7 protein-coding genes are annotated in these 6,171 nt (G+C 64.6%); all 7 read left to right on the top strand.

The window, feature by feature from the left end; genetic code table 11:
• Positions 1-2,109, top strand: a 2,109-nt coding sequence (locus KBA48_RS31850) for a LamG domain-containing protein (protein ID WP_292912699.1), incomplete at its 5' end; no start/stop codon positions are given.
• Complete coding sequence (locus tag KBA48_RS31845; RefSeq protein WP_292912698.1) at positions 2,099-2,797, top strand: hypothetical protein; 699 nt, start codon at positions 2,099-2,101, stop codon at positions 2,795-2,797. The genes KBA48_RS31850 and KBA48_RS31845, both read left to right, overlap by 11 nt.
• Before the next feature lie 66 nt (positions 2,798-2,863).
• Positions 2,864-4,564 carry a hypothetical protein gene (locus KBA48_RS31840; RefSeq protein WP_292912697.1) on the top strand — a complete coding sequence of 567 codons (1,701 nt, stop codon included), beginning with the start codon at positions 2,864-2,866 and terminating at the stop codon, positions 4,562-4,564.
• 10 nt (positions 4,565-4,574) lie between these two features.
• Positions 4,575-4,910, top strand: a complete 336-nt coding sequence (locus KBA48_RS31835) for a hypothetical protein (protein ID WP_292912696.1) — start codon at positions 4,575-4,577, stop codon at positions 4,908-4,910.
• The gene (locus KBA48_RS31830; protein ID WP_292912695.1) at positions 4,907-5,158 is read left to right on the top strand and encodes a hypothetical protein; all 252 of its coding nucleotides are present in this window, start codon (positions 4,907-4,909) and stop codon (positions 5,156-5,158) included. Before KBA48_RS31835 ends, KBA48_RS31830 begins: the two co-directional genes overlap by 4 nt.
• Positions 5,159-5,163: 5 nt before the next feature.
• A complete protein-coding gene (locus tag KBA48_RS31825) occupies positions 5,164-5,754 on the top strand; it encodes a glycosyl hydrolase 108 family protein (protein WP_292912694.1) in 591 nt (196 codons plus the stop codon).
• A complete protein-coding gene (locus KBA48_RS31820; protein ID WP_292912693.1) occupies positions 5,747-5,929 on the top strand; it encodes a hypothetical protein in 183 nt (60 codons plus the stop codon). The genes KBA48_RS31825 and KBA48_RS31820 overlap by 8 nt, the downstream gene beginning before the upstream one ends.
• Positions 5,930-6,171 lie beyond the last annotated feature (242 nt).

Genomic DNA, 6,171 nt, shown 5'->3' with positions numbered 1-6,171 from the left:
GTCTACGACCGCTGCACGGATTTTTCAGTGGCGCGAGTATTGCTGGATGAAGCGGGGTCGCTGCTGGTCTACAGGTCTGTGGGGACAACTTATGGCCTGTTGAGCCCCGATGGCAGGGGGCTCGTATATCGCTTCCCGCTGCCCTATGCGGATGCGGCGTCTGGCGGCGCAAGCGCACTGTACCGTGCGAATTCCGATGTGCCGGCGACCCTCTCGGGGGCGCCAGATCACAAGCCATCGCTGGCTGTGATCAATGGCGTGTTGGTGATTGGCAAGAATGTGGGCCTTTCACTTGTCGCTGAAGACATCGCAAATGCCACCAACGGGATGGCCGCGTATATCACCAAGGATTATGCCACTGGGTGGATGCCCGGAGACGTCCGGGGCGCGTGGCTGTGTGACACGACGGCCGGAGCAGCAACCGCTTCGGGCGAAATGATCGTCAACGGCGGGTTCGCGAGCGACCTGACGGGATGGACCGCCGGGACTGATCCGGGTGGCAGCGGGCAAAGCGCCGTATGGGCATCGGGAGCGGCGGCCCTCACGGGCAACGGGGTCCAGGCCGCCTATATCGATCAGTCGATTGCCACCATTGCGGGGCAATCTTACCGGATCGAACTAATCGCATCCGACAACCCGATCAACGTCTTCGTCGGGACGATCCAGTCCGGATCACAACTGCTGTCCGCGATTAACCGCACGGGTGGCTTTGTTGGGCAGTTTACCGCTACCGGATCATTGACATGGGTCCGCCTGCACCGGTCGGGCGCCGGTACATCGCGGGTCGATAACGTGTCCGTCCGCCTCTCGCTGCCAGACCGAAGTTCTAAGGGCGGTGGGCTGGTAGTGAGCGGATTTCTTGACCGGACGGCACTTCTCTGCGGGCTGGCGGCCGTCAGCGGATTTGCCTCCGGAAACTATCTGTACCAGCCCTACAATCCGGATCTGGATTTCGGGACCGGTGATTTCAGCGCAGCCTTTTGGATGCGCTGTAACAGCAGCACGGCGGGCCAGCGGATATGGCAGCGCTGGACCAGCGGCGGCACCGGCGCGCTGATACAGGCGAATTTCCAGACTGGCGGTCTGCTGCGGTTCCTGATCTCCGATGGCGTAAATACTGCGCTGGTGGATACCGCCACGGCAGTATTCACCTCAGATCGTTGGCACCAAATCCTGGTTGTCCGTCGATCTGGCCTCCTGGAGATATGGGTCGATGGCGTGCGAGAGGGCACAGCCAGCGTAGGCGCGGTCGGCAGCGTATCAAATTCCGCCGCTGTGTTGCGGGTGGGGGGGCAAGTCACGGGCACCAACCCGTACGCGGGCAGTCTGCTGCTGTTCCGGATCAGCGCCTATACGCCCACGCCGGCGCAGATCCGCCGCATGTATGAAGATGAACGGGCGCTGATCGCCGGTGGCGTAGCGGCCACCCTGGGAGGCACATCCGACTATGTCACGTGGCTGGCGGCCAATGACGCGGCCGGCACCCTGGCGGTAGGCACCGGCGACGGTGTGTCGATCTTCGCGGGCCTTGGCCGGGTGCAGTATCTTGACGGGGCCAGCGGCGGGGCGGCCATCGGCAGCGATACCATCGTGTCGGTGTCGGCGTCTGGCCCGCATCTACTGATCGGCACGGCGGCCGGCGCGGGCCTGATCAGCGATGGGGTGATCGCGCGGGATCGGATGGTCCCGGCCGGCCGGCCCCGCGTATCGCCGGTCGATGGGCCGGGGGTAGTGACCATGCGCGGCGTTACGACCGACGCCACGCCGACCGACCTGACGCCACGCATCGCCATCGGGGAGCGGGAGGCCGTGACCCTGGATGTGACGGTACAGGCCCGCACCTATGGTGCGGCATCCACGCAGGGCGGCACCTATCGCCGGCTGGCCCGGTATGTCCGCGATGCCGGCGGGAGCGTCACCCTGGCCGGGTCGGTGCAGACCATCGGCGAGGATCAGGAGACGGAGTCCGGCATGGACGTGGCCCTTTCTATCGACAGTACGGCCCAGACCGTGGCCGTGCGCGTGACGGGCGTGGCGGCGACCCGCATGGTCTGGACCGCTCGCGTGGTCCTGACCCGCATTTCGGAGGATTTGACCTATGCGCAGTGAAGATATCGGCACGGGTGTTTATGGCGGCGGGCGGTATCTGTCCGTCTGGTCGATGGCGGATGGCTATCCGCGCTGTCCATCGCCGGCCCTGGTGCTGGGCACCGCGCCGGCGGCGGAGGTAGCGGCCACCATCGCGGTCAACCGGGCGGTGGCCGCCATCGCCGCGCGCGCCGAAGCGGTGGAGGCGGCGGCCAGGGTGGCGGCGCACGACCCGCCGCCCGCCACCCTGGCCGCCGGGCCGGATGGGGAACCGGTGGAGGGGGACAATCCGGCCTATGCGGCCTGGGTCGCGGCGGGCCAGGTGTTGGCCGATGCGTCGTCCGATGATGACCTGCAGCACCTGTTGCGGACGCGCGCCGGGGCATTGCGGTTGGATGCGCAGGGGGTGCCGGAACCGGGCTGGACCCTGTCCCTGCCGCCGGTGCCCCCCCTGGACCCGCACACACAAACGGCGGTTTGGGATGGCGCGCACTGGCATGTGCGTGCGCTGACCGAGGCAGAACGTGAACGGCATCCGATACCGTCGCTGAGAGACAGCCTTATTGCCGCGCTGGCGGCGACCGACGCGGAGTTTCAAGCGCGGTGGCATGAAGACGCGCGGGCGGGCCTGCCGCCCCATCAATCAGAGCAAGATTGGCTGGACCGGCGACAGGAGTTGCGCCGCCGCCTGGCAGACGTGGAGGGATGACAGATGGCTTATCCATGGCCCGAACATACCGGGTGGCCGAAACATGCGGTCCGGCAGGAAATGTTGTTGGGGGGCAAGCGTACGCTGCCGGGGATGGCACCGGAGGGGACCGTCGATTTCGGGGCCGTGGCAGCGGGCGCGCCCTTTGATTTTACGGTGTGCCGCGGCGTTTATGAAATTGCTGCGGACACCACAATCACGCGCAATATCCGCTTTGAGCAGGGCGGCATGTTGCGCCCCATCGGCGGGGCCAAGGTCACCATTACCGGCCGCGTATGGGCGGACATCACCCAGCATATTTTCGACATCGCCGATGGCGAGGTGATCGGGTCATTCGGCAATGTGGCACGCTCTCCCTGCTGGTGGGGCGCTGTCGGCGACTATGCCGGCGACGCCGATGCGGCCACCAACAATTACGATGCCTTGGGCGCCTGTGCCCGCGCCAGCCATTACCGCGTCGGGGTCCGGTCGCGGGTGGTGGTGCCGACGGGTAATTTTTTCTGTGAGGGGCCGGTACGTCCCGCCATCAACAATCCGGCCTATGGCATCCTGCCGGGGGAGGTGCCGCACCTGTCCGAGGCCGGCGTTATCCAGATGTATATCGGAGACGTCTGGGAGGGCGAAAGCCTTGGGTCTTCATACATCACTGTCGGAAACGGTACGGCTGGCGTGGGCTATGTCTTCGCCATGGCCGGGGCGGACAGCAGCGGCCCGCCGACCGTCGTCAAAGACCTGTTCATTGTAGCGGAACTTGGAGGCGCCTATGGCCTCACAGGGGCCATAGGCGGCCACGCAAATGGCGCGTTCATTGAGAAATGTTGGATCAACGGTTTCGGCCGGGGGCTGCTGATGGGATCGACGGACCAGTTCGTCACGCGCCTGGTCATCGAATATTGCCACGAAGCCATCCGGATCATCCGGGGGCACAACAATCTCTCCGATTGCACACTGTATCTGTGTGGCAACGGCATCATCGTCGATCCATACGACGAACAGGGCGAGACCGTGATTTCCGATATCAGGATCAACAACCGCAACGGCGGCCTGCCAGGAGGCTATGGCATCGTTGTGACCGGCGCATATGCGGCGTGCAAGGTCGTGAACGTCGATGTCGAAGGGGCTCCCGGGGGCGGCGAGTGGGATTATGCGTTCAGCGTCTACTATTCGCTGAGCACTGCCTGGACGAATTGCCGGGCCAAGATCGTGGGCGATCACCCCGCCTGGACCCTGGCATTCGTGGGGCAGGCGCAGTTGGTCAATTGCAGCGCCCGTCTGGTGTCGGGCGCGTCCACCTCTGCCGCCCTGGATATCCATTCCAATTCAACGGCGGTGTCGGTCTCGCAGTTCATGGCTTCGGGCCGGTTCCGCGACGGCATCCGCGTCAATACAGCGGGACGTGGGGTCCAGATCACGGGGGCCAGCATTACAGGCGCCAGCCGGAACGGGTTGCGCGTCCTGCGCTGCTCATCGCTTAAGGTCGCAAACAGCGACTTCCTGAACAATGACGAGGCCGGGATCTATGACCAGATCGCGGCCGGGGAAGACGGCTTGCATCTGTATACGGGCATCACATCCGAACGCGCCGGGTCCGGCGTGCAGGCGTGGGGCCTGGTGACGAAAATCGACAATGTGAACGGTCGGTTCGCCATCTCCGGGGCCTGCGGGATCTTGGGCAACGGGAGCGGGGCCATCAGCCACACCGGGGCCTACAACCCCGGCAACAACAACTCGAAAATCAAAATCGGCGCGGAAGTGCTGGTAGCGTAAGGGGGTACAAATGCTTCTGGGGTTCAAGCTACAGGGCCGGTATTCGGCCCAGGTAATGGGGTGCGGCCGCAACCGGTATCCGGAAGGCGCGCAACCGCCGGCGGTAATCCTGGAGGCCGCTTGTTATAGCCCTGAAACCACCACCCGCACCTTTGTGGCGGCGGCGCCGGCGGAAACGTTTGCGGCCTTCGCCCTGCGGGTGGCGGCTGAGGCCGGCACCGGCCCGCACACGGCCCATGTCAGCGCCGAGGATGCGGCCCGCAATGTGGCGCCGCGCCGACAGGCGCCGTTGACTGCGTTGGCCGCGCTGACGGAGGCAGGCTACACGGTCGAGGTGACGTCATGATCAGTGGAGAATTCCTGGTCGCCATCCTGGCTGGCGTCGTGCTGCCCATTCTGGCCGCCGCGTGGGCGGGATACAGCCAACTCAATGCCCGTATCTCCAAGCTGCGGGACGATGTGGCGGGCCAATATCTCAGTCGGGAACTCTGGCAGGCCCACTGGGACAATCTGGAAAAGGCAGTGGGCGAGATCCGCACCGACCTGAAGCAACTGGTAGCCCAGCAACGGCACCAGTCCGGTGGGGGGGATTGACGCAAATGGACGAGGTGAACAGCGTCATTTCCGAAGTCCTCAGGCGTGAGGGCTGGCCGCAATACACCGACCATCCGGCGGACAGGGGCGGCCCGACCAAGGGGGGTATCACGCTGGCCACCCTGTCCGCATGGCGGCGACGGCCGGTCAAGGCGGAGGATGTGCGGGCGTTGGGGGAGGCGGAGGCGCGAGCGATCTATGCAGAGCGCTATATCACAGCCCCGCGCTTCGATCAGATCAATGACCCGGCCTTGCGCGGCCTGGTCATTGATGCCGGCGTGCTGTCGGGGCCAGGCCAGGCCGCGAAATGGCTACAGCTCGCCGTGGGGGCCAAGGCAGATGGGATCATCGGCCCGGCGACCTTGGCCGCCATCGCACGCCGCCCGGCGAATGCCATTCGCCTCGCCTTCACAGCGGCGCGGGTGCGGTTCTTCGGGGACCTCGTCCAACAGAATGCCAACGCCCGCCAAGCGGGCAGAGAAACCAGGGATCAGGCCCTGTTCGTCGGGGGCTGGCTCGACCGGGCCATGACCGACATCGATGCTATGGCGCGTGACCTGGACCGCGCCGGAAAAGAAAGGACAGATCATGGGTAAGCTCATGAAGGGCGGCCAGCTCGCCGGCAAGAAGACCTATATCACCGCTGCGCTGGGTGTCGCGGGTGCGGTGGCTGCCTATCTGACGGGTGATGCCAGCCTTCCGGATGCGTTTGAGATCGGGTTGACGGCGGTTCTCGGCGCCACAATTCGCAGCGGCATCAACGGCAGGTAAGCTTTCGGCCATGCGGGCGGCATCAGTTCGCCCGCATGGCTGGCCTGTCACATATAGCGCATATCGGGCGCATACGATGCGTCGTAAGTGATTGATTTTATTACATTATTCTGACACTTAAAATCTGTTGTCCTTCGGGGCGTACCGGTTCGAGTCCGGTAGCGAGCACCACCTTGATTGTAAAGGGTTTTTCGTCGTTTGTTGGCATGAGAACAAAACAGGATTTACCAACGGCGTCATAC

It is taken from the genome of Niveispirillum sp. (assembly GCF_017996735.1).
Lineage (GTDB): Bacteria > Pseudomonadota > Alphaproteobacteria > Azospirillales > Azospirillaceae > Niveispirillum.
This window is presented reverse-complemented; position numbering and strand designations above follow the sequence as displayed.

What these genes read in the sequence shown, in the direction of transcription:
- KBA48_RS31845 (WP_292912698.1), top strand. Translation starts at nt 2,099, where the DNA reads ATGCGCAGTGAAGATATCGGCACGGGTGTTTATGGCGGCGGGCGGTAT.
- KBA48_RS31835 (WP_292912696.1), top strand. Translation starts at nt 4,575, where the DNA reads ATGCTTCTGGGGTTCAAGCTACAGGGCCGGTATTCGGCCCAGGTAATG.
- KBA48_RS31830 (WP_292912695.1), top strand. Translation starts at nt 4,907, where the DNA reads ATGATCAGTGGAGAATTCCTGGTCGCCATCCTGGCTGGCGTCGTGCTG.
- KBA48_RS31825 (WP_292912694.1), top strand. Translation starts at nt 5,164, where the DNA reads ATGGACGAGGTGAACAGCGTCATTTCCGAAGTCCTCAGGCGTGAGGGC.
- KBA48_RS31820 (WP_292912693.1), top strand. Translation starts at nt 5,747, where the DNA reads ATGGGTAAGCTCATGAAGGGCGGCCAGCTCGCCGGCAAGAAGACCTAT.